Here is a 26,616-nt window from a genome sequence, read left to right as displayed (position 1 = left end):
GACATGGCCTGGGCTCTCTCAATAGAGTACTTGGCACCGCAGGAGGGACAGAAACGAGAATGACATCGAAAAGGAACAAACTTAAAATTCCCGCATTTGGGGCAGCCATACATGGCACCTCCAAATGCAGGGTCACCACAGTTGATCATCTTGTCTATGTTTTCCGTGACAGATGACCGTGGATGAAGAGTATATTGAATTTCTTCGTAATGGTCGATGAACAATTCTTGTAATGTATTCCGTTTCATAAAACCATTATGGAAGATTTAAGGCAAAAAACAACCCCAACCCCTCATGAGTGAGGGGCAGGGGAGTTGAAGTGCCACAGGCACTTTTTTATCGTTTTTTCATCGCAAAACAAGCCCGGTCTGTAATATAATATTGATACAAAAACTAATCTAATGTTATTGAAATGAATGACCGATAAGAAGTAATAAGTAATAAATGGAAGCCGTTAAAGGTTATATCAGGAGGATTGCCTATTGACATCTAGAGATATAAGCCTTATTGCAAAGAGAGGGTTGCGGAATGCATCTTTCGATATCAGACGACTTTTGAAAATGAGCTGGAGACACATACTTCGTTTGCTGATCTCCGTGCTTGTTGTTTACATGTGCTTTTTGATTGTAGAAACAGGAAGCGTAACTTCATTTAGAGGTGCGATTCCGGTTTCGTTTTTTAGTGGTGTTTTATTTCTTAATTTTTCTATTTTTGCATTTTTATTGTCTATATTGTATCTATTTGTCGGAAATGACGTCATATGTAGTGTTGTTTCCGTTACAATTTCCTCTATCGTTGCGATTATAAATCATTATGTTATCTTGCTGCACGGAATGCCTCTTACATTCCAGGAGCTTCAGAACTTTGGAACTGCACTCAATGTTATAAGAGGAGCTACGCTTGCACCGGATGAGACTTTCTTTAAGATAATAGGATTATTCTTTTTTGGAATATTTTTGGCACTTGCTTTGTATCTTATTGATGGGAAAAAGAAAGAGGCCTGGGGCGAAGGGCTGTGGAAGAGACTTATCTATGCAATAGTCACTTTTGCGATATTTGATATGGTTGTTCTTTCACCTGTTTCCAAAAAGCCTGAGAGTATTCTGGCATGGTCGTGGCGGGAAGTTTATCCCACATACGGATATGCACTTTGCAACCTTGAGTCATTCCAAAACCTCAGAAACGTTGTAAGCAGGCCTGATAACTATGATGTGGCTGATATTCCCACATTTAATGTCTCGACATGGTATTCGCAGGAGCGGCCTGATATTATCCTTATACTTAATGAGACATTTTATGATTTCGGTGTTGTGACCGATCTTGAGACCGATACGGAGTACATGCCCTATATTTCAGGTATGGATGATGTGAAAAAAGGGTATGTAGTTGTTCCGAACTACGGAGGCGGCACAAATGCCACTGAATATGAGCTTCTCACAGGAAATTCGAATAAGCTCATAAATAACATGGCTCCGTTTAATGTACTTGATATGAATAACAGCCTCAGCATTGTATCAATCCTGAACGAGCTTGAATATGAGACAACGGCAATGCATTCGGAATCGGGTTCCAATTATTCGAGATACAGAGGCTATGAGGAGCTTGGTTTTAACAATGTATATTTTGGGGAAGATTTTCATGACCTTGAATATTACGCAAACAGAGCTTATGCAACGGATAAATCATTGTATGACAATATGATAAAAAAATATGAATCCAACGTTGCAAAACAGGCAGGAGGCGAGAATGTTCCGCAGTTCATGTATCTTTTGACCATTCAGAATCACGGTGGCTGGGATCAGAATCCCGGAAGCGAGGACGTGATTCATTCGCTTAAGGACTATGGAGCATCGACGGATACATTAAATGAATTTTTATCCTGTATTCAGGCTTCGGACAAGGCTTTTTACGATCTTATAAATTATTACAAAAAAGTGGACAGACCGGTGGTTGTCTACATGCTTGGCGATCATTGCCCGTCATTTGCATATGATGTGATGGACAAAGAGATGTCACCGGATATAAAGGAATATAACTTAAGACGTACACCTTTTCTTATGTGGTCTAACGTAGAGATGCAGGAATCATGGACGGACAGCATAGGAACTGTAAGCACAAATTATGTTATTCCGATGCTGTTAAAAGAACTTGATATGCCAAGACCTGCTTATTATCAATATATGACTCAGATAGCAGATAAGTACCCTGTGCTCGGATCGGGCATGAGGTACATGGATGATAAGGGAACCGTACACTTGTATGATGAAGCGCCGATTGATGTTAACGGATATTTCTTTATGGAATATAACAATATCGGCGACAGACAGGGAAATATCCCGGATCTGTTTAGGGTACAGCGATGATTAGAAAAATGACGACAGATGAATATAATAATGTTTCCAAAGTGAATGTCTCTGAAGAAGAGAAGGTTATTCACAAGGGAGAAATGCGCTTTTTTAAGACTGTAGGCATTTGTTTGTATATTCTTTCATTTATTCTGAACATATGGCTGCATGTTATCGTTCTTAAATATGCGCTTGTAAGAGTGGAGGCAATGAGCAGCGTGCTGTTCTGGCTGTTCTATATATGGTCATTTATTGCGTTTACTCATGCGACAGTGTTTGCCGTAGATTTTATCTTTTCGGTTCTTCCGCCGGTTGTTTCGATACTTAACGGAAAGAAAAAGATAAATAACGATGCTTACATGAATACTCTGTGGCTTGATTATGATAAGGACAGCCTTCCCGATGTTACGATTTCAATTCCTGTGTACATGGAGGAGAACGGCGTTATATTCGAGACTGTATACAGAAGTAAGCTTGCGGCAGAAGATTACGAAAAGCAGACGGGAAAAGAGTGTAATGTAATAGTTTCCGATGACGGAATAGGAGTTCTTCTTAAAAATGTTGGTACTATCGAGTCTTTGGAAGAAAAAATCGAAGAATATTCAAGATGCGGAAGCGTTGCGGGATTAGAGGTTGGATCTGACGCATACAGAGTTATAGAAAGAGTGTATTTCTATAGAAAGACAGGTGTGAGTTTTGTTGTCAGACCTCCTTTCAACAGACCCGGAATATTTAAAAAATCATCAAATCTGAATTACACGTTAAGGATAGGTCGCAAAGTTGATGAAGGCAATAAGATAAGTGGTCTTGTCGGTGAAGGTGCAGAGTTTGAAGGCGGACATGCAGAGGGCAATATCCATACGAACTCCATAATACTTCTTATCGACAAGGATTCGGGTCTTCATCCCGAGATAATAAGCGCGATAGTACCTGAATTCACAAGAGATGACAAACTTGCATATGTTCAGTGCGCAACTAAAGCGTCTAACATGGAGGAAAACTATTTTGCAAGGCTCTCGGGAAGACAGGTTAACAATAATAACCATAATGTATTTCCGTGCATGGCACTGAAGGGCATATTTGTCCCGCTTGTAGGACACAATGTGTTTATAAGAAGATCTGCACTTGCAAATCTTGGATATTGGCATGAACACAGAGTTTCGGAAGATTTTGATCTTGCTATAAGACTTTATGCACGTGGCTGGCATGGCAAGTATGCTCAGGTTCAGGGACTTGAATTTACCGAGTATGCTTCCAGAACATATTCAGAAGATGCCATGAAGGAATACAGATATACATACGGCCTTATCGAGATGTTCTTAAGCGGTACCATGGAGTGGGGCAAGACCAGATGGTATGACACTTTTTACATGATCATCTATTTCATAGCAAGGATAAATAATGCTTTGCTTTTGCCGTATATAGTTATCATCACACTGACCGGCATGCTTGATCTCATGTTTTTGGGATATGCCCTTTGCTGCGTGGTATTTATCATTTTGCCGTCGCTTAGAACCATATTGCTGGCAAGAAAGATAAAAAAAGAGTATCTCTTTAGGATATCTGAGAGTTTTATGATGTTCTTTACGTTTTCCGGATGTACATTCCCTGCGGGAGCCGGTGCTGTAAAGTATTTCCTTAACGTAATAACCAAGAAGGAACATGCTTTTCCCGCTACTTCGGTAAGTACGCTGGTTTACTCGTTTAAAGAAGGTCTCAGATTCATTTACAAGTACTTCCTCAAGAATAAAGGCGTTCTTGTTGTATTTGCTTTCTGCGTTGAAAGAATACACCATATACTTCTTTATTCTTCACGTGTCGGAGCGGCAGAGGCTGCCTGCATATCAGAGCTTTTTTTGATAGCATTTGCTCCGTTTTTCATGACACCGCAGTTGTTCCAGCGAAAGAAAGGTGGAATTTTGATTCGAAGGGAGTCCGATAATATGCTTAAATGTTTTAATGCTTCTATTTTCTTCAGAGAGGCAAGAAAATTTGTAGATGAAAATGTTGATAAGCATCTTTTCCTCTATGCTGTCGAGATAGATAATTTCCACGTGCTGAACCTGTGGTACGGACATGACGTGGGAGAAGAATACGCAGACAGGATAGGTGATAAGCTGGCATATATAATCGATAAATACGGTGGCGTTCCCGGACATATTTCCGGCGGAAACTTTATCTGTGTTGTACCGAACGGAGATGCTCTTTTAAATCAGATCCAGACCGAGATGTCGGATTATGTTAAGACAGACCCTAAGTTTATGGGATTTTTCCCGCTTATAAGTGTTTATGAGATAAATGACACAACTCTTGCCATAGAAAAGATGTATGACAGGGCTCTTCTTGCACTTGACGGACTCAGAGGAAAGTTAAAAGAACGCTCGGTTCACTATAATGCGGATATGGACAAGAAGCTTGATGCAGAAGTTAAGATGCTTAGAGATGTTCACAGAGGTATAGACAGCGACGAGTTTACATTCTTTGTTCAGCCCAGATGCGACATAGACACAGGAAAAATCGTTGGTGGCGAGGCACTTGTTCGTTGGAAACACAGAGAGCGCGGATTTGTCAGCCCGGGTGAGTTTATTCCTGTTCTTGAGAAGTCGGGACTTACGCTTATCGTCGACCAGATTATTTGGGAGAAGGTTATTGCATGGCAGGGCAAAAGAATCAAAGACGGAAATGAATGTATTCCGGTATCGATCAATATAACCCGTGCGGATCTTTTTTCCATAGATGTAAAGAAGACACTCGAGGATCTATGCGAAAAGTACAAAGTGCCGTATAAACTTGTAATGATAGAAATTTCGGACAAGACATATAACGACGTTGATAAAGAAATCCTGGCCATGATAGATGAGCTTTCAAAAGCCGGATTCCCGCTTGTAATAGACGGTTTTGGAAGCGGATATTCATCAATGATCATGCTTAAGTCTGTAAAGCCGGATATCATCACTTTTAACCTCAGAGTCTTAAACGATCAGGAGGGACATATATCAAAAGCAGCAGTGATACTTCAAACTGTTGCGAACTGTGTGGATGTTTTGGATGTTCCGCTTGTTGTAAAGACGGTCGAGACGAATGAACATGATGAATGCCTTAAGAAATACGGATGTAAGTATGGTCAGGGATTCTTTTACCATAAACCGATGGAAGTCAGTGAACTTGAGAAACTGATGCGTGTAAGTGAGAATGTGGATTATGGCGGAATAAAGAGTAAGATGGCTGAAACGGTCGATGTTGCACGTGAGTTGGAAATTATAAGTTCGGATAAGAGCTCAAGAGTTACGGGCGTGTTCTTAAAGAAGGATGACGCTATTTCCGTCGAGAAACTGGATGACAGGCTTGGACGGGTTGTTGGTGATTGCAGTGAAGTGTCATGTGAGAACTTTGTCGGAGTTGAAGAAATTTTTGAAGATGCTGAACTTGAACCTGAAAATTATGCGATGGGCATGATCAAGGTAAAAAGTACCGCGGGTAATATGATCCCGTTCCTTATGCGTGCGATCTATATTGCCGAAAATGGCGGAACCAACAAGTATTTCTGTGATTTTACCGATATGAGACGTTATAAGAGGAGAAATGTCGGAGTAGAGTGATAGACAAGCTAAAAAAAGCGCCGATTCGGATCATAGTGTTTATGACTGCCAGTTTATTGCTGGCAGTTATTTGCATTGTCTATTCGGTAAATTATCAGAGCTCATTAGATTTAAGCGAGAAGTACGGTGATGAAAAAGAGCTTGCGATATCGGCTTTAAGATCGGGACTTTCGGATGTGTCAAAAGACCCGGCGGATGGGAAGAAACATTTTTTGCTTGCCTCTTATGATACGGATGATCGCAGTCAAAAAGATATAGCTTACTCGTATGACAATGCTTTATGCGCACTTGCGTTTATGGCGGATGGAGATAAGGAGTCTGCAGCCGCTATTCTTGATGCGTTTGTTTATGCCGCGGTGAATGACAGGGGAGATGTGTGCAGGGTCAGAAATGCTTATGCGGCGGGTGAGATAGTGGGAGATATATGTGGAAGTGTAAGGCTCCCCGGATATTATGACAGCGAGCGCGATATGTGGATCGAGGATCCGTCTCTTGTCGGCAGCAGTAGCGGCAATCTTGCGTGGGTGTCGCTTGCGCTTCTTTGGTATGACAAGTTATACGGTGAAGAAGAGGACACATATTTTTATGTAAAGACTGCGACTGCCCTGATGGATTGGATTCTTGATAATTGCTCCGATGAAAATGCAGGTTTTATCGCGGGTATAAATGGCTGGCCTGAAAATGATATGTCAAAGGCACAGGTGCTCAGTTATAAGTCTCTTGAACATAATGTTGACTGTATGGCGGTTTTTGACGCGCTCTATGAGATAACGGGAGATGAGAGATATAGCGAAGCCGCCCGGAGTTCTGAGGAGTTTATACAGAGTATGTATGATGCGAAAAAAGGATATTATTATACGGGAACATCATCTGACGGTGTGACACCGAGTGTTGAGCCTGTTGTGCTTGATGCGCAGGTTTGGACAGCCCTTGCGCTTGATGATGCCGGAAAGAACAGTAGGCTTCGAAAGAACATCGGTAAGATGAAAACTTCCGATAAAGGATATGCTTTTTGCCTTGAGGAGGCAGCAGGTGGATTTTGGGCAGAAGGAACGGCATTTACGGCGCTTTATTATCTTGAACGTGGCAAGAAAAAAGAGGTTTATGATGCGCTTTCCGCACTTTCCGTGATCCAACGCGATGACGGGAGGATTCCGGCGTGCTCGGGAGATAGTATCAGTACGGGAATGGATCTTTTTAACGGAACGGAGTGGGTTTATGACAACAGTCCGCATATTGCACCTGCAGCCTGGCTTATAATGGCGGTTGACGGCTTTAATCCGTTTGATATTGATCTGACTGATGCGGATAAAGACAGATATGAGAGAGAAAAACTTTCGCATGAGGGTGTGGATGTACTGCGCATGCGGGAGGAACTTTGCAAAGAGCAGTTTATAATTCACGCGGCGGGGCGGTATGTGACAGATGACGGGGAGGAGCTATTTTACACAAACAGTCTTGAAGCGCTTGAGAGGGCATATGATTCGGGGAGTCGGATGATCGAGATTGATTTTCTTTTTACTTCCGATGGATATCCTGTATGTGCGCACAATGCGGATGGCGCGTGGGCGCTTGGATTTTCTTTTGACAAGGCACCGACGCATGAGGAGTTTATGAATGAGAAGGTGCACGGATGCCTTACGCCTCTTGATATATACAGGCTTGCGGATTTTATGCGGAAGCACAGGGATATGTATGTTGTCACGGATATAAAGGGACTTTCGGGCGGAGAGAGCGCAGGTACGAAGCTTACGAAGTGCGAGGCTGTCAGAAAATGCGCGCCCGATCTTATGAACCGATTTATAATCCAGATCTACCATGATGAAGAATATGATGCCGTCAAGAAGTCGGGATTTCCGTATATCATTTATACGTTGTATGCGGCGGATGAGGATGAAAGGAATCCTGAAGCTATAGTTGAAGCTTGTGACAAAATGGATATCGTCGGGCTTACAATGCCGGCTGAATGGGTTAATGATGCGGAATTTGCCGGAAAGATAAGTAAAATAAAAGTGCCGCTTTTTGTTCATACGATCAATGACGAGAAAGAAATGGAGATGTTCAAAAGCCTTGGTGTAAGCGGCTTCTACACTGATGTTGTCAGGTAGTGATGCGCGGAAATCGGATGGATTCGACATTCTTTCAAAAATTTTTTCAAAAAAATAAAAAATGGGTGTTGACGAAAGCCGCATACTTTGCTATTATAAACAAGTCGCCGCGAGAGAAACGACGACGGAATGCGGAAGTGTCGGAATTGGCAGACGAGCAAGACTAAGGATCTTGTGACTGTTTATGTCGTGTGGGTTCAAGTCCCATCTTCCGCACGATAATCAAGGTTGTTTGTGAGTGTTCACAGACAACCTTTTTTCTTTGCATTCACGCGGGTTCTGCTTTATTCACTTTATTAGCGGCTGTATCTTAAAATGCGATGAAATTGTCTTTATTTCATTCCAAAAGTAGTCTGTTTAGTAGTCGGAAAAGAAGGCTAAACAGCTCAAGGACTATCTTGCATGCTTATAGATATAAGATTGTGGTAAGAAATGTGGGTGAATAAATAGCGGTGCATGTAATATTTGTTTTTTATTGATAATTGTGCTACATTTTTGTGGTGATAAATATGCTCTATTTTTTGCGAGTGGCACGCATGTGTTTTACGATAAAGTATGCGCGCCGACGTGTTATACAAAGAGGAGCTTTGCGACTCTTAGTTCTTGTTTTTTCATTTGGCATTCGCCAAAATGATTCAATGATTTTTAGGGATTTATTTTTGATTGAATTGGGCCGGTCATAATGATGTTTTGTTGGGGGCACTGTACAGAAAGTTTGCGTAGAATGTGTACGGTGCTAAAGTGCGAATAGGCACCGCACAGGAAAGTTGAGGAGGATGTGTACGGTGCGAAAATGCGAATAGGCACCGCACAGAAAAGTTGAGGAGGATGTGTACGGTGCTAAAGCGCGAATAGGCACCGCACAGAAAAGTTGAGGAGGATGTGTACGGTGCTAAAGCGCGAATAGGCACCGCACAGAAAAGTTGTGGAGGATGTGTACGGTGCGAAAATGCGAATAGGCACCGCACGGGAAGTTTGAGGAGGATGTGTACGGTGCTAAAGCGAATAGGCACCGCACAGGAAAGTTGTGGAGGAGATATGTACGGTGCTAAAGCCAAAAAAGACAAATAATAAGCTTTACACAGAGATTTGAAAGGAACAAATGTAGCAATGATAGATTACAGAAATGAGTTGATTGGACAATTTAATGAAATTCGAGGGATGATCAACACTCTTGAGAAAAGGAAAACAAGATATAAAGGATTAGATGACGGCAAAATCCTAGTTACATCATGCCGCGGCGTCCCACAATACTATTTTCGCAAGAACGGTGACAAGAAAAGAGAATACATCAAATCTGCGAGGAAAGATATGATACGTCTCCTGATTCAGAGAGATTATGACGAGAAACTTTTGCGTGAATTAAAACCGCTTATGAAGAGGATGGAGGCTTTTATAAAAGGATATGACATTGGAATGATTGACAGAGTTTATAGCGGTCTGTGTCGTGGGAGAAAAGAGATGATTAGTCCTATACGGTCTACGGAAGAAATGAGAATAGAAGAATGGTACAACAGTTTTAATGGTGGAAAGAACTCTGTGGAAGTGGCTGTTGCTCATAAGACAATTAAAGGCGAGACAGTAAGATCCAAATCGGAGAAGATTATTGCGGATTATTTATATAGTATGAAGATACCGTATGTATATGAACCGGAATTTTTGTTGAAAGATAGAAGACATATCTTTCCGGACTTTGCAATATATAGCGTAAGGAAAGATAAAACAATTTACTGGGAACATTTGGGGCTTGTTAATGATCCCGAATATGCGGCCAGGAATCTAAAAAAGCTGATATCATACGAGAAAAGCGGACTTGTACTTGGTGATACATTGCTTATATCTTTAGAAAGCGCAGAAAGTCCACTTGATTTTGAAGCTGTAAAAAAGAAACTTGAATCAGCATTATGAATGAGAATAATTGCATATAGAAAGCATGTAGAGTATCGGGGCGCAGGAAAAGTAATTAGGGATTTGTCTTGCTTATTTTTTGAATGTGAATATTTGGCGAACTTTCCTGCTGAATTGGTTAAAAGATGTTAAGAACATGTTATACTTCTTAGTGGGGTATTAGTGCCCTTGGATTTTTTTAGACATAAGGAGAATTACATGAAAAGACTAAGAATTTTACCCAAGATGCTGATTTTTGCTCTTGTTTTGGCGGCAGTGGCACCTCTTGATGTTCATGCGGGTTCAATTGAAGACAATAAAGCGGCGCTCGCAAAAAGAAGTGACCTTGATGAGACCGGAAAAATGCTTAAGACGAGCAAAACAATTGATGGTATAAAGTATTCGCTTACCATTGATCTTACAAAGTGGGACGGATATACAGATGTTGAACAGTTCGATCATATTGAGAATCTTTTTTATGAGGTATATCCTCAGATGTACAGGAGATTTGGTGATTATAAGAAGGCAACAACAGATGTTACAATAGCAATCGAAGATGAAGGCTATGAAATTGCTTCGGCCAATTCAAAGAAGAACAGGATTCATCTTCATGATAAGTACCTGGACAAGCACTACGATCATTTCGATGTTCTTACTCATGAGCTTGCGCACATTGTACATGGCGGTTTTGTGAGAGATAACCTTGAGTTCCCTAAATATTCGGAAGTATTTGCAGATTATTGCAGATATATCTATGCATACAAAGACGGAAGATACAATGATAAAAACTGGGTTCTTCCCGATGCCAACACACAGAAGACACGTGAAACTTCCGTTAGATTCCTGGTGTGGCTTGATAAGGAAACATCTTCATCCAATCGCGATATAATCCGTGACTTCTTTGAAGTATGCTGCATGTCTGACTTCAAGAAAGAGAAGTGGGGAGAGATGTGGAAGAGCCTCTTCAAGGGTACTAAGTTTGAAGGCAAGACAATAGATGAAGTATGGGAGATATACAAGAAATCTGAGTTTGCATACCTTCCTGCAAAAGCACCCGATAAGGATACAAAATCAGAACTCCTTAAGAAAACTGATGTAAGAAACTTTATCAGAAAGAACAGCTATACATTTAAATAAAAAGAGTATTCCAAGTTACTACCTGAGTTTTCAGGTAGTATTTTTTTTGCTTCGCCGGGGATAAAAAATGTTCCTGGCAGTTAAAAAAATTCCCTAATGCTTAATAAGCATTCAATAGAAAAATGCCGGCAAATCCTTTATCATAGCATTAGAAACATTGATACGGCGCGCCATATGACTTTTATTTGACCGGAGGTAAAAAATGACTATAGGAAAAGTGATACGAAAATACCGCAAAGAATTGGGACTTACACAGGAAGAAATGGCTAAAAGTCTTGGTGTGACTGCGCCGGCTGTCAATAAGTGGGAGAATGAGAATACGCTTCCCGATATCAGTCTGCTTGCTCCGATTGCAAGGCTTCTTGGGATATCGACGGATGAGCTGTTGTCGTTTAAAGATAATCTGACTGATGAAGAGGTTGACGTTTATATAAAAGCATTATGTCAGAAACTGATAGAAGAGCCTTATGAGGAGTTATTTGAATCTGCCAGAAAGAAGATTGAAGAATATCCAAACTGCGAAAAACTTAAACTGAATATTGCGTTAGTGTTGGATGGCGCCAGATATTCAGCTCTGCATCAAAAGAAGTTTAAGAATCTGAAAAGATATGATAAGCACATCTCTGACTGGCTTCATGATCTGACGGAGTCTGAAAACCCGGCAACAAGAACGGCTGCTGCCAAATCGCTCTTTTTTCTGCACTACAGAAAAGAAGACTATGCCAAGGCAGAGGAGCTTTTAAGCTATTTTGATGAGAAGGGGTATGAACGCAGATTTTTCCAAGCTGAGATCCATGAGAAAAACGGAAAAACTGAGGAGGCATTTAAGGCATACGAGGAACTTATGCTTGAAGAAGTCAATCAGATCAAATGCGTATTGAATGCCTTGCAGAGACTCTATAAGGATGCTGGTAACCTTAAAATGGCATATAGAATGGCGGATATAAGCGAAGACGTTGCAAAAAGTTTTGACCTTGGCACTTATCAGGAAGTTATGCAGAAACTTGAGCTTGCGGAATATGAAAAAGATGTTGAGAAGACAGCCTCTATAATGAAACAGCTTTTGGATAATGTTGAAACTATATTGGATATTGGTGATTCTGAGCTGTACGCTCATCTTAGAGTCCCGAAAAAAGAACGTTCGGATAAGTCGGGGCTCATTAAGAATTTTCAATCGCAGTTGATCGGGGAATTTTGTAATGAGGAAATGTTTGCTTATATGCGCGGCAATGAATATTGGGAATCATTACGAAATATACCTGATGTAAAATAACTCAATAAATGTGGTATCATATATAAAACGATTTCAATTTTGTATTTTGTGTATGAATGGTTACTGATCTAAAGCTAGAAATGTGCGTTTCGTAAGAACATGATATGAAAGGGGGATCTATTATATGGAACCGCATGATGTTGGGGGCAATTTGACAGATAGCGCGATGGAAAACATTGCGGAAAACTCAAATTTTGCAAGTACAAATGTGATCGAAGCGGCTGAGAGTGAGAAAGTTTCAGCGTTAGAGAATGCATTGGAAAAAGCGGCATCACAGGATATTACATCCGGCAATACACAAATCTCAAGTAATCTCACAGAGGCATTACTCATCGAGATGCGAGATCTTTCGAAGAAAAGGCTCTTTTTCCAGAAGATTGCAACGGGATGTATGGCAGGACTGCTATTGGTGGTGTTTCTAACATGTATCATCGTTGTGCCGAAGGCGATGACAACGCTTTCGCATATCAACAATGTTTCTGTTAAGGCAGAGAACTCACTTGATGAGATTGATGTCATGACAAAGGGCATAACGAGTGCGACTGATAGCCTTAACGAACTGGTTGCGGGCAATTCCGCATCACTTACCGAGGCGGTTACATCTTTATCTCGGATAGATTTTGACGGGCTTAACAAGGCAATCACCGATCTTCAGGATGCGGCTGGGCCTATGGCAGCTCTTATGAAAAGATTCAGATGATAAGTATTCCGGAAGGGGGATGAACTATAATGGGCATGAATTCTACAGAAGATAAGATAAAAGAGATAGCAAGAGAGTTCTCGAAGGCTACTGAGCCTGTTATAAAAGAAGCTAAGAAAGCGGCAGAGCCTTTTATAAGAGATGTTAAGGAGGTCACAAAGCCTTATACCAAGAAGGCTGAGCCCTACATCAAAGATATCAAAGAGAAGACCGAACCTTATCTTAAAGATATCAAGGACAAGGCGGAGCCTGTTTATTCCGAGGTTAAGACTAAGGCAGAGCCTTATATCAAGGATATTAAGGAAAAAGCGGGAGCGAAGGCTGCCAAATTTACTTGCAAAGAAGAAGTTTTTGTACAGTACAGTCATCATGAGATAAAGACCTCCGATATAATCGAGAGGGCAAAAAAGGATTACATAAGCAAAGGAAATAAGGCCACAAGTATCAAGGAAATCCAGGTTTACATCAAGCCTTCGGACAATGCCGCATATTACGTGGTAAATCATACTGATACGGGTAAGGTCGAGTTTTAAATAATATGGCAATAGAGAAAAAAGATTTTTTTAATTTAATGCACTACGAATATGGCGAGGCGTATTTTGGAAGCTACAAGGGAATGAGGTACAGACTTGCGCGTGAACCGCTTGAAAATGTAAAGTTCGTTCCCGTAGACCAAAGAGAACCCGCGACACTTATGGCGACGGTGTGGCCTGAACCCTACTCATATGCTAAGACTGATAAGAAGCTTATGCTGAGTGAAAATTTTGAAGTGAGCGAAGAAGGCTTTACCAAGGCTGTTGAGTGGATAAACGAGCAGTATGAAGCACGTTTTGCGCTCTATAAATAAAAAAGTAAAAAAATTTAAAATAAAAAAAGGAATTGTGAAACTCACGTCGAATAATAAAGATGTGGGTTTCATTTTTGTAGTTTCCCATAAAAATATTTGCTACTCAAAAAATTCTAATAGAAAGAAGACGAAAATTGAAAATTCGTGAAAAGCTAGAAGAAAGAGAAACACAGATCTTAAGCAAATATGCTACACTCAGCATGAATTCCAAAGGTAGAGAAAAAGCTGAAAAACCGTGTGATATAAGGCCCTGTTTCCAAAGAGACAGGGATAGGATTCTTTATTCCAAATCATTCAGAAGGCTTAAAGATAAGACACAGGTTTTTCTGGCACCTGACGGAGATCATTATAGAACCCGTATGACGCATACTCTTGAAGTATCGCAGAATGCGAGAACTATTTCTAAAGCTCTTATGCTTAACGAAGATCTTACTGAAGCCATAGCACTTGGGCACGATCTTGGACATACGCCGTTTGGGCATGCCGGAGAGAGGGCACTTGATGCCGTTGTTCCGGGAGGTTTCAGACACAATGAGCAGAGCCTTAGAATCGTGGAGAAGCTTGAAAACTACGGACAGGGACTTAACCTCACGAGAGAAGTTAAGGACGGAATCCTTAATCACGAGCTTAATCTTACGCCGTCGACTCTTGAGGGCAAGGTTGTAAGGCTTTCGGATAAGATAGCGTACATGCATCACGATATGGACGATGCGATCCGCGGCGGAATCATGAAAGAGAGTGATGTTCCCAAGGAACTTGCAAAGGTAATCGGCTATACGAACGGAGAGTGGCTTGATACCTTTATACACGATATAATCGCGACAAGCATGGACAAGGACGACATTATGATGTCGGAGGAAGTATATGATGCTTTCCTGAAACTCAGGAAGTTCATGTTTGAAAGAGTATATACCAATCCCGAAGCCAAAGGGCAGGAGGGCAAGGTAGAAGTCATGATAAAGATTCTTTACCATCATTACCTCGACCACGAGGAGAAGCTTCCGGATTATCTGAAAGCTATGATGGCAGCAGGGGAATCCAAAGAGAGAGTTGTCTGCGATTATGTAAGTTCCATGACTGACAGATATGCTGTTTCTGTTTTCGAAGAAGTATATGTCCCCCGTTCATGGACGGTACTATAAAATAAATCAATATATTCAGGAGACCCAAATTGCGCTACTCAGATGAAATAATAGAAGAGGTGCGCTCCCGCAGTGACATTGTGGACGTGATAGGGCAGTATGTCCATTTGCAAAAGAAAGGTGCCAACTATTTCGGACTTTGTCCGTTCCACAACGAGAAATCAGGCTCGTTCTCAGTGTCGCCGCATAAACAGATGTATTACTGCTTTGGATGCGGAGCAGGCGGGAATGTCATCACTTTTTTGATGAAATATGACAATTTAACTTTCCAGGAAGCGATAAAACAGCTTGCCGAGAGAGCCGGTGTGAAACTGCCTGATGAAGACGATTCACCCAGAGCAAAGGCTATGCGCGACAAGCGGCAGATTCTTCTTGATATCAACAAGGAAGCTGCCAAGTACTATTATTATCAGCTTCGGGGAAAGAGCGGCCAAAAGGGCATGGAGTACTTTAAAAACAGGCAGCTTACGGATGAGACCATGCAGCACTTTGGACTTGGCTACGCCAATATCTCAAGCAACGACCTTGTGAAACACTTAAAGAGTCTTGGGTATAACGACAGCCAGATAATTGATGCAGGACTTGCTTCCCATGATGAAAGAATGGGAACTCATGATAAGTTCTGGAACAGAGTAATGTTCCCGATTCAGGACGCATCGCAGAAGGTTATAGGATTCGGCGGGCGTGTTATGGGCGATGGAAAGCCCAAATATCTAAATTCCCCTGAAACACTTATATTTGATAAGAGCAGAAATCTGTTCGGGCTTAACTATGCCAAAAACGCCAGGGCGGGCTACATGATAATCTGCGAGGGTTACATGGATGTCATAGCTATGCACCAGGCGGGATTTAATATGGCTGTAGCATCGCTCGGAACTGCTTTTACAACGGGGCAGGCAATGATACTTAAGCGCTACACCGATGAAGTCATTTTGTCTTATGACAGTGACGAAGCAGGAACCAAAGCTGCGCTTCGCGGAATAGGAATTCTGAGAGAAGCGGGGATTAAGGGTAAAGTGCTTGACCTTCGGCCACACAAAGATCCCGATGAATTCATTAAGAATGAGGGAAAAGAAGCTTTTGAAGAGCGAATACGAAACGCGGAAAACACATTCTTTTTCGAAGTAAGAGTAATGCAGTCGAGATACGATATGTCAGACCCTGAATCAAAGACTGAGTTCCACAGGGCTCTTGCCAAGAAATTGTGTGAGTTTGAAGAAGCTCTCGAGAGAGAGAATTATATAGAGGCCGTTGCGGCTAAGTACAATATAGCCGTTGACGACTTAAGAAGACTTGTTGCTCATTACGCTTCACAGGGCGGGCTCGTAAGACCTGCCGAGAAGCCAAAGAGCGGTATACAGAAAAAGAACCTTCCCGAGGATGGAGCCCGGAAGAACCAAAGACTTCTTCTTACATGGCTTACGGATGAGCCGGCTATTTTCCCCAAGGTAAAGAAGTGGATAGTTCCCGCTGACTTTACCGATGAGCTTTACAGAAATGTTGCTAATGAGCTCTTTGAGGGAATGGAGCACGGTAATTTTTCGCCGGCAGCCATTTTGGATAGATTTACGGATGAGGAGCAACACAGCAAAGTTGCTGAGATGTTCAATACAAATCTGGTTGAGATTGAAACAAAGGATCAAAGGAAAAAAGCGTTTAGAGATATCATCTACGGAGTTAAATCCGCAGGATACGAACGACAGAAGAGAGAACTTAAGCCCGACGATCCCGAGTTTTTGACCAAGACCATACAGGGCAAAAAGAATCTTGAGAAGCTGGCACACGCCGATATCTCGCCCGATGATTAACTACAGGTAATATGCACTGATTCGGAAATACTATAAAACAGAAAAGGAAGAATCATATGGCAAAAAAAGTTACTGGTACTACGGAAAAAGAGACAAAGAAGACACTTGTAAAGAAAGTTGCCGAGAAGCTTTCCGGTAAGAAAGAGGCAGATAAGAAGGAAACGGCAAAAAAGGGAACAGCTAAAAAAGAAACACCCCAAAAGGAAACATCCAAAAAAGAAGCAACAAAGAAAGAAACAACTAAAAAAGAAACAACTAAGAAAGAAACGGCTAAAAAAGTAACATCAAAAAAAGAAACAGAAAAGAAGGAAGAGAAGAAAGTGACAAAGACAACAACAACCAAGAAGCTCTCAGCAAAGGCACCCGCAAAGAAGGAGGATACCTCTGCTAAGAAGGCAGCAGAAACTATGGAAGAAGAGAAGAAGGTAACTAAGAAGACTTCCAAGAAAGAATCTGCTGATGCAACAAAAGAAACAAAGAAGAAGGCCGGAAAGAAGGCTGAAGAAGAAAAGGGCGGAAAGTCGGAAGTTCTCGACGATGCTACAAGAGAGCTCTTTACACAGAAGATAAAAGAAATCCTCGCTCTTGCAAAGAAGAAGAAAAACGTTCTCGAGTATTCGGAGATCAGTGATTTCTTTGCAGAGCTTAGCTTAAATGAAGACCAGATGGACAATGTACTTGAGGTCCTTGAAAATTCCGGAATCGACGTACTAAGAGTATCTGAAAGCGATGATGATGATATTCCAGATGACGATGATATGATGCTCTCCGAAGAAGATGAAGTTGATATGGAGAATATCGACCTCTCTGTTCCCGACGGAATCAGTATTGAAGATCCTGTAAGAATGTACCTTAAGGAAATCGGTAAGGTTCCGCTTCTTACGGCAGATCAGGAGATCAATCTTGCAAAAGAGATGGAAGCAGGACTTGAAGCCGAGAAGGAACTTGCAGAGAACAAGGAGAACGGAACAAAGCTTTCAAAGGCTAAACTTGATGAGATCGAGATGGCTATATACAAAGGAAATGAGGCTAAGAAGCGCCTTGCCGAAGCAAACCTCCGTCTCGTTGTAAGTATTGCGAAGAGATATGTCGGAAGAGGAATGCTTTTCCTTGACCTTATTCAGGAGGGTAACCTCGGACTTATCAAAGCGGTAGAGAAGTTCGATTTCCGTAAGGGATTCAAGTTCTCAACATATGCTACATGGTGGATCAGACAGGCTATCACAAGAGCCATCGCCGATCAGGCAAGAACTATCCGTATTCCTGTACACATGGTTGAGACTATCAACAAGCTCATCCGCGTAAGCCGTCAGCTCCTTCAGGAACTCGGACGTGAGCCTATTCCTGAGGAAGTGGCAAAAGAGATGAACATGCCTGTTGAGAGAGTCAGAGAAATCCTTAAGATCTCACAGGAGCCTGTATCACTCGAGACACCTATCGGTGAAGAGGAAGACAGCCATCTTGGTGATTTCATTCAGGACGACAACGTTCCCGTACCTGCGGATGCAGCTGCATTCACACTTTTGAAGGAACAGCTTGTTGAAGTTCTCGGAACTCTTACAGAGCGTGAGCAGAAGGTTCTTAGACTTCGTTTCGGTCTTGATGACGGAAGAGCAAGAACTCTTGAAGAAGTAGGAAAAGAATTTAACGTAACCCGTGAGCGTATCAGACAGATTGAGGCAAAGGCACTCAGAAAGCTTCGTCATCCGAGCCGCAGCCGCAAGCTCAAGGATTACCTTGATTAATGAATATGACTAAAACTATAAATGACACAAATAATGACGTGGCGCTCAAGATGTCTGTCCGTTTGAAGGAGATAGCGGAGCTTCTTCGCTGTCCCGAAAAGCTCAAAGTGGCAGATGTCGGGTGCGATCACGGATATGTATCTATATACCTTGTTACACATGGCATTGCAAAAGAGTGCATTGCCATGGATGTAAGAAGCGGCCCGCTTTCCGGCGCTAAGGATAATATCGATGAATACGGACTTTCTGACAGCATAAATACGCGTCTTTCCGACGGGGTAAAAGAGCTTAAGCAGGGAGAAGCGGATGCTCTTGTCATTGCCGGCATGGGCGGAAATCTCATGCGAAGGATCCTCGAAGAGGGAAAGCCTAAGGAGCTTGGGATTAAGACGGCTGTTTTGCAGCCGCAGTCAGACATAGCAGACTTTAGGCAGTACCTTAGGGACAGCGGATTTGTGATAACGGATGAGAGAGTTATCGAAGAGGATGGGAAGTTTTATTTTCCTATGAAGGTTTCGCTTGTTATTACAGAAACTTCAGCTTCACACGATGATCCGGGCAGCAGTTTTGAAAGCGCCATCTCACTAATTAAAAAAGTGGCCGAAAATGCAGATAATGAGCAGCTTCTTAGAATATGCAACAGATACGGAGAGTGCAACATTCTTAACAGGGATAAAACTTTGGAGAAATATCTTTTACACGGCAAAAAAGTGTGTGAATCCATATTGAAGAATCTCGATGAGAAGGAGCACTCCGGTAGGATACAGGAGATAACTACCGAACTTTCCGATATAGATACCGCTTTGAAGGTTATGCAGGAGGAACGCGTATGCCTATAATAACTATCAACAATGTTGCTAAAGAGTACAAAAAAGGCACGAAGTTTGAAGATATAGCTAAAGAGTATCAGTCTGAGTGCAAGTACAGGATCGCGGCAGTTCTTTTTAACGGTAAGATAAGAGAACTGATGAAGGAAGTAAAAAAGGACGGAGAGGTTTCTTTCCTTACTTACGGAGATAATATAGGTCATAAGACCATGAGAAGAACCGCAGTTATGATGTTTGTGAAGGCGATAAGGGACGTTGCGGGCAAGGACGAGGCTTCTGCCGCAAAGATTGAATTCCTTATCTCTAACAGCTACTACTGCACACTTCATGGTAAGACTGAAGTTACAGATGAGCTTGTAAAAAAGATATCCGACAGATTTCAGGAGCTCATCGATCAGAAAATTCCGATTACAAAGAGTGTTTATCCGATCGACGATGCCATCGAACTTTTTAAGAAGATGGGCATGGCGGATAAGGTTGCTCTATTGAAATACAGAAGAAGTTCAGAGATCAATATATACAAGCTTGAGGATTTCTATGACTATTTCTATGGTTATATGCTTCCAAATACTTCATATATTGAGAATTATAAGATATCAAGGCGTGATGACGGCATTATGCTGACACTTCCTTCAAGGATGTGCCCGGATAAGCTTATCATGTCAGAGCCCAGAGAGAAGCTTTTTAATACCATGAAGCTTGCAAGCGACTGGGGAAGAATGATGGGAATCGACAATGTCGGTGACCTTAATAATCGCGTTTGCGAGGGCAGGATCAACGAGATGATACTTATTCAGGAATCTCTTCAGGAGAGAAGAATAGGTGAGATCGCGCAGAGAATTCAGGAGCGCAAGGATGTAAAGTTTGTTATGATCGCAGGTCCAAGTTCATCCGGAAAGACGAGTTTTGCAAACAGACTCTCAATTCAGCTTAGAACTTACGGACTTGTTCCGCATCCTATAAGTCTCGACAATTACTTCGTGAACAGAGAACTTACGCCGCTTAACGAGGACGGAAGCTACAACTTCGAGTGTCTCGGAGCTATGGATATAGAGAAGTTTAATGAAGATATGTCGGCTCTTTTGCGCGGAGAAGAAGTTGAACTTCCCGAGTTTAATTTCATTACGGGTAAAAGAGAAATGAACGGCAATTTCCTTAAACTTGGAGAGAACGACATTCTTGTTATCGAGGGTATTCACGGACTTAACGAGAAGATGTCTTATGCGCTTCCTGCAGAGTCCAAGTTTAAGATTTATATTAGTGCGCTCACAACGCTCAGCATCGATTCACACAACAGAATTCCCACAACAGACGGAAGACTGCTTAGAAGAATCGTAAGAGATGCAAGGACAAGGGGCGCTTCGGCAAAGAAGACTATCAGCATGTGGGCGTCTGTTCGTGCAGGTGAAGAGGAGAATATTTTCCCGTTCCAGGAAGAAGCGGATGAAATGTTTAACTCGGCGCAGATATATGAACTTGCGGTAATCAAGCCTTACGCAGAGCCGCTTCTTTTCTCCATAGAAAAGGGAGAGCCTGAGTACTATGAGGCAAAGAGACTTCTTAAGTTCCTTGATTATTTTGTAAGTGTAGACAGCTCAATGCTTCCGAGAAACTCAATATGCAGAGAGTTTGTCGGCGGAAGCTGCTTTAAGGTTTGACGATAATGAAATATTGTAAGGAATATTGGGATGATGTGAGGCTTGTAGCCGGTAACATTCCCGAAATAGACAAACTGTATAACAAGAAAATACTTATCACGGGCGCAACAGGGATGCTCTGTTCACCCGTGGTTGACATTATTTCTCTTTTGAACAGGGAAAAGAATGCGGGCATAGAGCTTACAATCGCAGGAAGAAATGAGCAAAGATGCTGCGACAGATTTAAAGGCGCGCTTGATGACGGCGATTATAAGTTTATTCAATATGATGCAAACAGCGCAGCTAAGCTTGATGTTAAGGCGGACTATATCATTCACGGTGCAAGTAACGCTGACAACAGAAGGTTTTTGAAAGAGCCTGTCGAGACTCTTTTGTCCAATATCATAGGACTTAAGGCACTTCTTGATTTGGCTGCTGAAAATAAAGGCAGCAGGCTTTTGTTCGTATCATCGAGTGAAGTATACGGAAACAGGGAGCGCTTTTCTTATGTAGCGGATGGCGAGATTGCTGAGGATGAGTACGGATATGTGGACATTTTAAGTTCCAGATCATGTTATCCATCGGGAAAGAGGGCGGCTGAGAGTCTGTGTGCAAGCTACATAGACGAGTATGATGTCGATGCTGTTATAGTAAGACCCGGGTACATTTACGGGCCTACGATTTCTAAGACCGACAGCAGGGCGTCTGCGGCATTTACGCTTGATGCGGCTTCGGGAAGAGATATTGTTATGAAGAGCAAGGGCGAGCAGCAGAGGTCGTACTGCTATATGCTTGACTGTGCCTCGGCTCTTTTAAGTGTCTTGGTAAAAGGAGAATGCGGCGAAGCATACAATATCTCAAACAAAGACTCAATCGTTTCCATTAAGGATGTGGCCGAGTGCCTTGCCGAGAAGAGCGGCGTAAAGGTGGTGTTTGAGATACCTTCGGAAGAGGAGAAAAAGAGCTTTAATCCGATGAAAAATTCGGTTCTTGATGCAACAAAGCTTGAGAGCCTTGGGTGGAAAGCTTATTTCGGACTTGAAGAGGGAATAGAGAGAACGCTTAAGTTCTTGTGATGATTATAAAAAGCTCCGCGCAGATGCGGAGCTTTAATTTTATGGAATATCAATATCGCTGACAGGAAGGCATATGCATGATCCGTCGGATTTCTGAAGAAGAATTCCGTGGTAATGTCCTGTGGCGTCGAATAATCCGCTTCCGGACATTCCTTCCTCAACTTCGCACATGCAGTAGATAACGTCGTGACCGATCAATGGATTAAATACTGAGGGAGTATCGACGATTCCCTGTGATGCCGAATTTGTAAGCGTATCTATTATGAATATTTTTTCTTCGCAATCGGGAAGTTCTTTGGAAGGACGCACACTTTGATAAGAAGGTGAGTCTTTTTTCTTTGCGTTTTTTACAAGTGAGTTATCCACTTCGATGAGAGCGATGTCTTTTACATCATCTCTGAATGTTACTGTGCCTTCGCATGTTACGCCGTCGAAGAAAGTGATGTTGCAGTTTTCTATGTCGGCAACGTGTGATGCGGTCAGTATCTTTATCTTTTTACCCGTAATTTCCCAGATGTTACCGCTTCCCATGTAGTCGCCCGATTCAATGCGGACCGACGAGGGGAGAACAGTGTCGTATGCGGTATTTATGTCTGCGTTTTTTACAGGGATCTCTTTTGTCATATAACGTTTCAACGGCTTGTTATCATCGTGAAAAATCCGGATGAGAAGCGGGATTGCAACGATAATTATAAGAACTGCGATCGGTATAAAAAAATTTTTTTTATTTTTTAATTTTTCTTGCAACATTTTCCGTTCCTTCGTTGTGTATAAAGTAAAGCAGCCAAATTATTATAACAAAAAAGCTGCACGGAGGGAAAATTATGAAAAAGACATTTAAAAGAGGTATTAATGGAATTGTGAGCATGGCGCTTGCAACAAGCTTACTTGTAGGATGCGGCGGAGCAAACAGAGCACCTGCGGCAGATGCGGAGAGCCCGTCGTATTCCGACAAGTCAAGCGGATACAATCTTAACTCGGCGGAGCCTGTCGAGGGAATGTGCGAAACTTGTGATGACACGGGATTTGTGGAGTATCCGATCGAAAATAATGAGACATACGAAAAGCCGGATGAGAACGGTGCAACGCTTGTAAGTACCAATCCGCTCTCGACATTTGCGATGGACGTTGACACGGCATCTTATGCAAATGTAAGAAGGATGATCGAAGATGGATACGGAAAAGGCAACATTCCTGCGGAGGCGGTAAGACCTGAGGAGTTTTTGAATTATTTTTCATATGACCTTAATGCACCGAAGAACGGCGATGCATTCGGTATAACAACAGAGATCTCGGATTGCCCTTGGAACAAGGACCACAAGATGATGTTCGTAGGTTTAAAAACGGGAGATATAAATACGGAGAAGCTTCCCAAGAGTAATCTTGTTTTCCTGATCGATGTATCGGGATCTATGCGCTCTGATGACAAGCTTCCGCTTCTTAAAAAGAGCATGAATGAGTTTGTCGACAATTACACGGGCGAGGGCACGGTATCTGTCGTTACATATTCGGGCGAAGAAAAAGTAGTCCTTGAGGGTGAAGAGCTTAAGAACAAGGATAAGATAAAGAGAGCCATTAACAGTCTCAGCGCAAACGGATGCACCAACGGACAGAGCGGAATGGAGAGGGCATATCAGATAGCGGCCGATAACTTCATTGAAGGAGGCGTAAACAGAGTCATTATGGCAACTGACGGTGATCTCAACGTTGGAATATCGGATCCGGATGAACTTGAGAATTTTATAAAAGAGAAAAAAGATACAGGTGTATTTTTATCGGTACTTGGCTTTGGTACAGGCAACTTTAAGGATGCGAGCATGCAGAGGCTTGCTGATTGCGGAAACGGAAACTATTCATATATCGATTCAATGATGGAAGCAAAGAAGGTTCTTGTTGAAGAGATGAGTTCAACTATGGTGACTGTTGCAAAAGATGCAAAGATTCAGGTTGAGTTTAATCCCACAAAGGTAAACAGCTACAGACTTATCGGTTATGAAAACAGACAGCTTGATGCAGCTGATTTTAACGACGATAAGAAGGACGGTGGAGAAGTAGGCGAAGGTCACAGTGTTATCGCGCTTTATGAGATCACTACGGCAGACAGTGATAAAGCGGTTAACTTAAAGTATCAGGAAGGCGATAAAAAGGACTACGGCAATGAGTATGCTACCGTAAACGTAAGATACAAAGAGCCCGAAGGTTCTGAGTCAAAGCTTTCAAGCTACGCCGTATCTGATGCGGACGTTAAAGCTGCGACCGATAACATGAAGTTTGCGCAGATTGTTGCGGAGTTTTCACTTATTCTTTCTGACAGCGATTATAAGGGCGATGCCAGCTATGACCACGTTATAGATACTTATGCAGAGATAAACAACAAAGACGAGTACAAGGATGAGTTCATTCAGCTCGTAAGGATGGTAGCTAAGAGAGCGCTGTAAATGATATAATTATCATGTTACCGCTAATTCTTTTACTTGGTTTCGATATCGGGTGATAGCATGGGAAAAAGCAGGGAGAGAGCGGCAACTCTTTTGGAAAAATACGGTAATGCCATACTTCGAACGGCGTATTCATACCTCCATAATATGGAGGATGCTGAAGATATCTTGCAGGATACGCTTATACAGTATCTTAAATCCGACTCCGAATATAATGATGAGGAGCACGAGAAGGCATGGCTGCTGCGGGTTGCCATTAATCTTAGCAAGAACAAGGTGAAATACAATAAAGTCCGGGAGACCGATGAGCTAATGGACGAACTGGTTTCCGAGGAAAAAGAGGAATTGTCTTTTGTCTGGGAAGCTGTAAAAACCCTTCCTGAGAAGTATGCTGAAGTTATTCATCTGTACTATCAGGAGGGGTATCAAACCGCTGACATTGCGGGAATCTTGAACAAAAAAGAATCTACCGTCAGGTCGGACCTGAAACGGGCGCGAGAGAAGTTAAAAGAAATTTTGAAGGAGGGATATGACTTTGAGTAAATATAATGAGTTAATGCAGAATATAGTCGTTACTGAAGATATGAAAAGCCGAATCCTTCGAAATATCGAGCTCGAGCTTGAAGGAACGGATGTATTTGGCGGAGAAAAAAGAGATAGCAGTAGCGAAAGCGGGAATAGAAACAATCATGGTGATAATGATAGCGATGCTAAGGTGACTTATATAGATGCTGAAAGAGATAAAAGAAATAGTAAAAGGATTGGTGAATCACTGCGCGGAAGATGGGCGACTTATGTGGCCGCTGCGCTTGTTTTTATCCTAAGTGGAATTGTTGTAAAAAGCATTATCGGCGATCCCAGTCACAGCAGCAGTACCGCCGTAATGAGTGAAGACAGCTATAAACCTAAGCCTGCACCTGTAGCAGTGGAAGAGGCGGCAAGCGAGGAACCTGTTGATGCAGCTGAAGCGATTGAGGGTGATGCAAGCGCTGACAGTGCTGTTAAGGCAGTAGGAGAAGCGGAATATAAAGATGAAGCTGCGATTGAAAACGCAGCGAAATTTGAGTATGAGGAGAAAATGACTCTTGTTGCGGAAAATTCGGCTGATAGAAAGCTTTCTGTATTCCATCTTGCGCAGGTAAAGAACACATCGGGAAAAGATGCCGAACTGTCATGTTATACCGAGTGTTATCAGGGGAATGAGAAATTGCAACAGATTTATTCCGGTGAGAATATGACGGGAAAAACAATGGGAATAAAAGAGACTTATGGCTTTATCATAGGATTTGCTTTGAAAAATGAGACGGACGATGTAAGCTTTGTTGTGATTGATAGGAACAGTCCCGACAAGAAAGTGCTTTTTGAAAAAACTTATTCGATGGATGAACTTAAGGCAAATGCTTCAGTTTTGCCTTCGGATTACATCGGGGAAGAGCAGCTTAACGAGTTGTTTGATGAAGGTGTGAAAACCAAATAGTTATAAATAAAAATAGCAATCTTCTGAGAAGATTGCTATTTCTTTTCTCTTTAAGAGTAGGACTGTAAGCCGGGTTATGTCGTGGATGATCATCTATCTAGGACTGTCGTCGCCGACAGCCTCAAGCGACCCACCTGAAAGCGAACCGGGCCGGCTCATGGCTTTCTTTTCGGTCTTGCTTCGGATGAGGTTTACATGGCTACCGGTGTTACCACCGGCACGGTAGTCTCTTACACTGCCTTTCCACCCTTACGGATCAGTGAGGCGGAGACTCCGCCTCATTGCTAACGCGGTATATTTCTGTTGCACTGTCTCGGGAGTTGCCTCCGCCAGACGTTATCTGGCATCCTGCCCTGTGAAGCCCGGACTTTCCTCTCCCATGCCCTTTCGTTTGCATGGCAGCGATCATCTATCCTACTCAGTCCTATATAATACCATAAAATCAATTTTTTACAACAACTTTTGCAATACCAAACTTAAAGCCATATGATAAAATTAGTTAAGCATGAAAGTGCTTACATCAGGTCAAGATTTGCAAGTTTTTTTAACAAAAACGGACAGACACGGAAA

20 protein-coding genes, 1 tRNA gene and 1 other RNA gene are annotated in these 26,616 nt (G+C 42.2%); 19 read left to right on the top strand and 3 right to left on the bottom strand.

Features of this window, described 5'->3' with window-relative positions; all coding sequences use genetic code 11:
• Nucleotides 1-248: transposase zinc-binding domain-containing protein (locus BM398_RS17615; RefSeq protein WP_175531939.1), on the bottom strand; the 248-nt coding region annotated here is incomplete at its 3' end.
• Between the two features lie 234 nt (nt 249-482).
• On the opposite strand from BM398_RS17615, the gene BM398_RS12695 reads away from it, so the two are divergent.
• The 16 genes from BM398_RS12695 to BM398_RS12620 all read left to right on the top strand — a co-directional run bounded on the left by BM398_RS12695 (nt 483) and on the right by BM398_RS12620 (nt 22,131).
• A complete protein-coding gene (locus tag BM398_RS12695; protein ID WP_092337990.1) occupies nt 483-2,363 on the top strand; it encodes an LTA synthase family protein in 1,881 nt (626 codons plus the stop codon).
• Entirely contained in the window at nt 2,360-5,944 is a 3,585-nt protein-coding gene (locus BM398_RS12690; RefSeq protein ID WP_092337989.1) for an EAL domain-containing protein, read from the top strand. Before BM398_RS12695 ends, BM398_RS12690 begins: the two co-directional genes overlap by 4 nt.
• Nucleotides 5,941-8,052: a glycerophosphodiester phosphodiesterase family protein gene (locus BM398_RS12685; protein WP_092337988.1), complete on the top strand. Its 2,112-nt coding sequence runs from the start codon at nt 5,941-5,943 to the stop codon at nt 8,050-8,052. The genes BM398_RS12690 and BM398_RS12685 overlap by 4 nt, the downstream gene beginning before the upstream one ends.
• Before the next feature lie 131 nt (nt 8,053-8,183).
• Nucleotides 8,184-8,268, top strand: a tRNA-Leu gene (locus tag BM398_RS12680).
• Between the two features lie 894 nt (nt 8,269-9,162).
• A complete protein-coding gene (locus tag BM398_RS12675; protein ID WP_139233821.1) occupies nt 9,163-9,960 on the top strand; it encodes a hypothetical protein in 798 nt (265 codons plus the stop codon).
• 198 nt (nt 9,961-10,158) lie between these two features.
• A complete protein-coding gene (locus BM398_RS12670) occupies nt 10,159-11,076 on the top strand; it encodes a hypothetical protein (RefSeq protein ID WP_092337986.1) in 918 nt (305 codons plus the stop codon).
• A 202-nt stretch (nt 11,077-11,278) separates the two neighbouring features.
• Nucleotides 11,279-12,349: a helix-turn-helix domain-containing protein gene (locus tag BM398_RS12665; RefSeq protein WP_092337985.1), complete on the top strand. Its 1,071-nt coding sequence runs from the start codon at nt 11,279-11,281 to the stop codon at nt 12,347-12,349.
• Between the two features lie 124 nt (nt 12,350-12,473).
• Nucleotides 12,474-13,049: a hypothetical protein gene (locus tag BM398_RS12660; protein ID WP_092337984.1), complete on the top strand. Its 576-nt coding sequence runs from the start codon at nt 12,474-12,476 to the stop codon at nt 13,047-13,049.
• Between the two features lie 29 nt (nt 13,050-13,078).
• Nucleotides 13,079-13,582: a DUF6465 family protein gene (locus BM398_RS12655; RefSeq protein WP_092337983.1), complete on the top strand. Its 504-nt coding sequence runs from the start codon at nt 13,079-13,081 to the stop codon at nt 13,580-13,582.
• Between the two features lie 5 nt (nt 13,583-13,587).
• Nucleotides 13,588-13,896 carry a hypothetical protein gene (locus BM398_RS12650; protein WP_092337982.1) on the top strand — a complete coding sequence of 103 codons (309 nt, stop codon included), beginning with the start codon at nt 13,588-13,590 and terminating at the stop codon, nt 13,894-13,896.
• Between the two features lie 134 nt (nt 13,897-14,030).
• Nucleotides 14,031-15,038 carry a deoxyguanosinetriphosphate triphosphohydrolase gene (locus BM398_RS12645; RefSeq protein ID WP_092337981.1) on the top strand — a complete coding sequence of 336 codons (1,008 nt, stop codon included), beginning with the start codon at nt 14,031-14,033 and terminating at the stop codon, nt 15,036-15,038.
• A gap of 29 nt (nt 15,039-15,067) precedes the next feature.
• On the top strand, nt 15,068-16,846 hold the full coding sequence (dnaG, locus tag BM398_RS12640; protein WP_092337980.1) for a DNA primase: 1,779 nt from the start codon (nt 15,068-15,070) through the stop codon (nt 16,844-16,846).
• Between the two features lie 407 nt (nt 16,847-17,253).
• Entirely contained in the window at nt 17,254-18,591 is a 1,338-nt protein-coding gene (gene rpoD / locus BM398_RS12635; RefSeq protein WP_092337993.1) for an RNA polymerase sigma factor RpoD, read from the top strand.
• Nucleotides 18,591-19,430 carry a class I SAM-dependent methyltransferase gene (locus BM398_RS12630; RefSeq protein ID WP_092337979.1) on the top strand — a complete coding sequence of 280 codons (840 nt, stop codon included), beginning with the start codon at nt 18,591-18,593 and terminating at the stop codon, nt 19,428-19,430. The genes rpoD and BM398_RS12630 overlap by 1 nt, the downstream gene beginning before the upstream one ends.
• Nucleotides 19,421-21,076 (top strand): nucleoside kinase, encoded by a 1,656-nt coding sequence (locus BM398_RS12625; RefSeq protein ID WP_092337978.1) that lies wholly within the window; start codon nt 19,421-19,423, stop codon nt 21,074-21,076. The genes BM398_RS12630 and BM398_RS12625 overlap by 10 nt, the downstream gene beginning before the upstream one ends.
• A 5-nt stretch (nt 21,077-21,081) precedes the next feature.
• Nucleotides 21,082-22,131 carry an NAD-dependent epimerase/dehydratase family protein gene (locus tag BM398_RS12620; protein ID WP_092337977.1) on the top strand — a complete coding sequence of 350 codons (1,050 nt, stop codon included), beginning with the start codon at nt 21,082-21,084 and terminating at the stop codon, nt 22,129-22,131.
• A gap of 39 nt (nt 22,132-22,170) precedes the next feature.
• On the opposite strand, the gene BM398_RS12615 is transcribed toward BM398_RS12620, so the two are convergent.
• The gene (locus tag BM398_RS12615) at nt 22,171-22,755 is read right to left on the bottom strand and encodes a S1 family peptidase (RefSeq protein ID WP_175531938.1); all 585 of its coding nucleotides are present in this window, start codon (nt 22,753-22,755) and stop codon (nt 22,171-22,173) included.
• Nucleotides 22,756-22,955: 200 nt separating this feature from the next.
• Between BM398_RS12615 and BM398_RS12610 the strand changes: the two genes are divergently transcribed.
• From BM398_RS12610 to BM398_RS12600, 3 genes are read left to right on the top strand one after another with little or no spacing between them, the layout of a single operon-like run.
• Nucleotides 22,956-24,569 carry a vWA domain-containing protein gene (locus BM398_RS12610; RefSeq protein ID WP_092337975.1) on the top strand — a complete coding sequence of 538 codons (1,614 nt, stop codon included), beginning with the start codon at nt 22,956-22,958 and terminating at the stop codon, nt 24,567-24,569.
• Nucleotides 24,570-24,629: 60 nt separating this feature from the next.
• Nucleotides 24,630-25,112 (top strand): RNA polymerase sigma factor, encoded by a 483-nt coding sequence (locus BM398_RS12605; RefSeq protein ID WP_026667503.1) that lies wholly within the window; start codon nt 24,630-24,632, stop codon nt 25,110-25,112.
• A complete protein-coding gene (locus BM398_RS12600) occupies nt 25,105-26,046 on the top strand; it encodes a hypothetical protein (protein ID WP_139233820.1) in 942 nt (313 codons plus the stop codon). Before BM398_RS12605 ends, BM398_RS12600 begins: the two co-directional genes overlap by 8 nt.
• 49 nt (nt 26,047-26,095) lie before the next feature.
• Here the strand turns inward: BM398_RS12600 and rnpB are convergent.
• Nucleotides 26,096-26,467, bottom strand: an RNA gene (gene rnpB / locus BM398_RS12595) — RNase P RNA component class A.
• Nucleotides 26,468-26,616: the final 149 nt, after the last annotated feature.

The sequence above is a fragment of the Butyrivibrio sp. M55 genome (assembly GCF_900116865.1).
Lineage (GTDB): Bacteria > Bacillota > Clostridia > Lachnospirales > Lachnospiraceae > Butyrivibrio.
Note: the sequence above shows the minus strand (reverse complement) of the source record. Positions and strands in the feature narration are given on the sequence as shown.

Bases quoted from the DNA above. Each gene is read 5' to 3' on its own strand.
- BM398_RS12690 (WP_092337989.1), top strand. From the start codon at position 2,360: ATGATTAGAAAAATGACGACAGATGAATATAATAATGTTTCCAAAGTG.
- BM398_RS12675 (WP_139233821.1), top strand. From the start codon at position 9,163: ATGATAGATTACAGAAATGAGTTGATTGGACAATTTAATGAAATTCGA.
- BM398_RS12670 (WP_092337986.1), top strand. From the start codon at position 10,159: ATGAAAAGACTAAGAATTTTACCCAAGATGCTGATTTTTGCTCTTGTT.
- BM398_RS12665 (WP_092337985.1), top strand. From the start codon at position 11,279: ATGACTATAGGAAAAGTGATACGAAAATACCGCAAAGAATTGGGACTT.
- BM398_RS12660 (WP_092337984.1), top strand. From the start codon at position 12,474: ATGGAACCGCATGATGTTGGGGGCAATTTGACAGATAGCGCGATGGAA.
- BM398_RS12655 (WP_092337983.1), top strand. From the start codon at position 13,079: ATGGGCATGAATTCTACAGAAGATAAGATAAAAGAGATAGCAAGAGAG.
- BM398_RS12650 (WP_092337982.1), top strand. From the start codon at position 13,588: ATGGCAATAGAGAAAAAAGATTTTTTTAATTTAATGCACTACGAATAT.
- rpoD (WP_092337993.1), top strand. From the start codon at position 17,254: ATGGAAGAAGAGAAGAAGGTAACTAAGAAGACTTCCAAGAAAGAATCT.
- BM398_RS12630 (WP_092337979.1), top strand. From the start codon at position 18,591: ATGAATATGACTAAAACTATAAATGACACAAATAATGACGTGGCGCTC.
- BM398_RS12625 (WP_092337978.1), top strand. From the start codon at position 19,421: ATGCCTATAATAACTATCAACAATGTTGCTAAAGAGTACAAAAAAGGC.
- BM398_RS12620 (WP_092337977.1), top strand. From the start codon at position 21,082: ATGAAATATTGTAAGGAATATTGGGATGATGTGAGGCTTGTAGCCGGT.
- BM398_RS12615 (WP_175531938.1), bottom strand. From the start codon at position 22,755: ATGACAAAAGAGATCCCTGTAAAAAACGCAGACATAAATACCGCATAC.
- BM398_RS12610 (WP_092337975.1), top strand. From the start codon at position 22,956: ATGAAAAAGACATTTAAAAGAGGTATTAATGGAATTGTGAGCATGGCG.
- BM398_RS12605 (WP_026667503.1), top strand. From the start codon at position 24,630: ATGGGAAAAAGCAGGGAGAGAGCGGCAACTCTTTTGGAAAAATACGGT.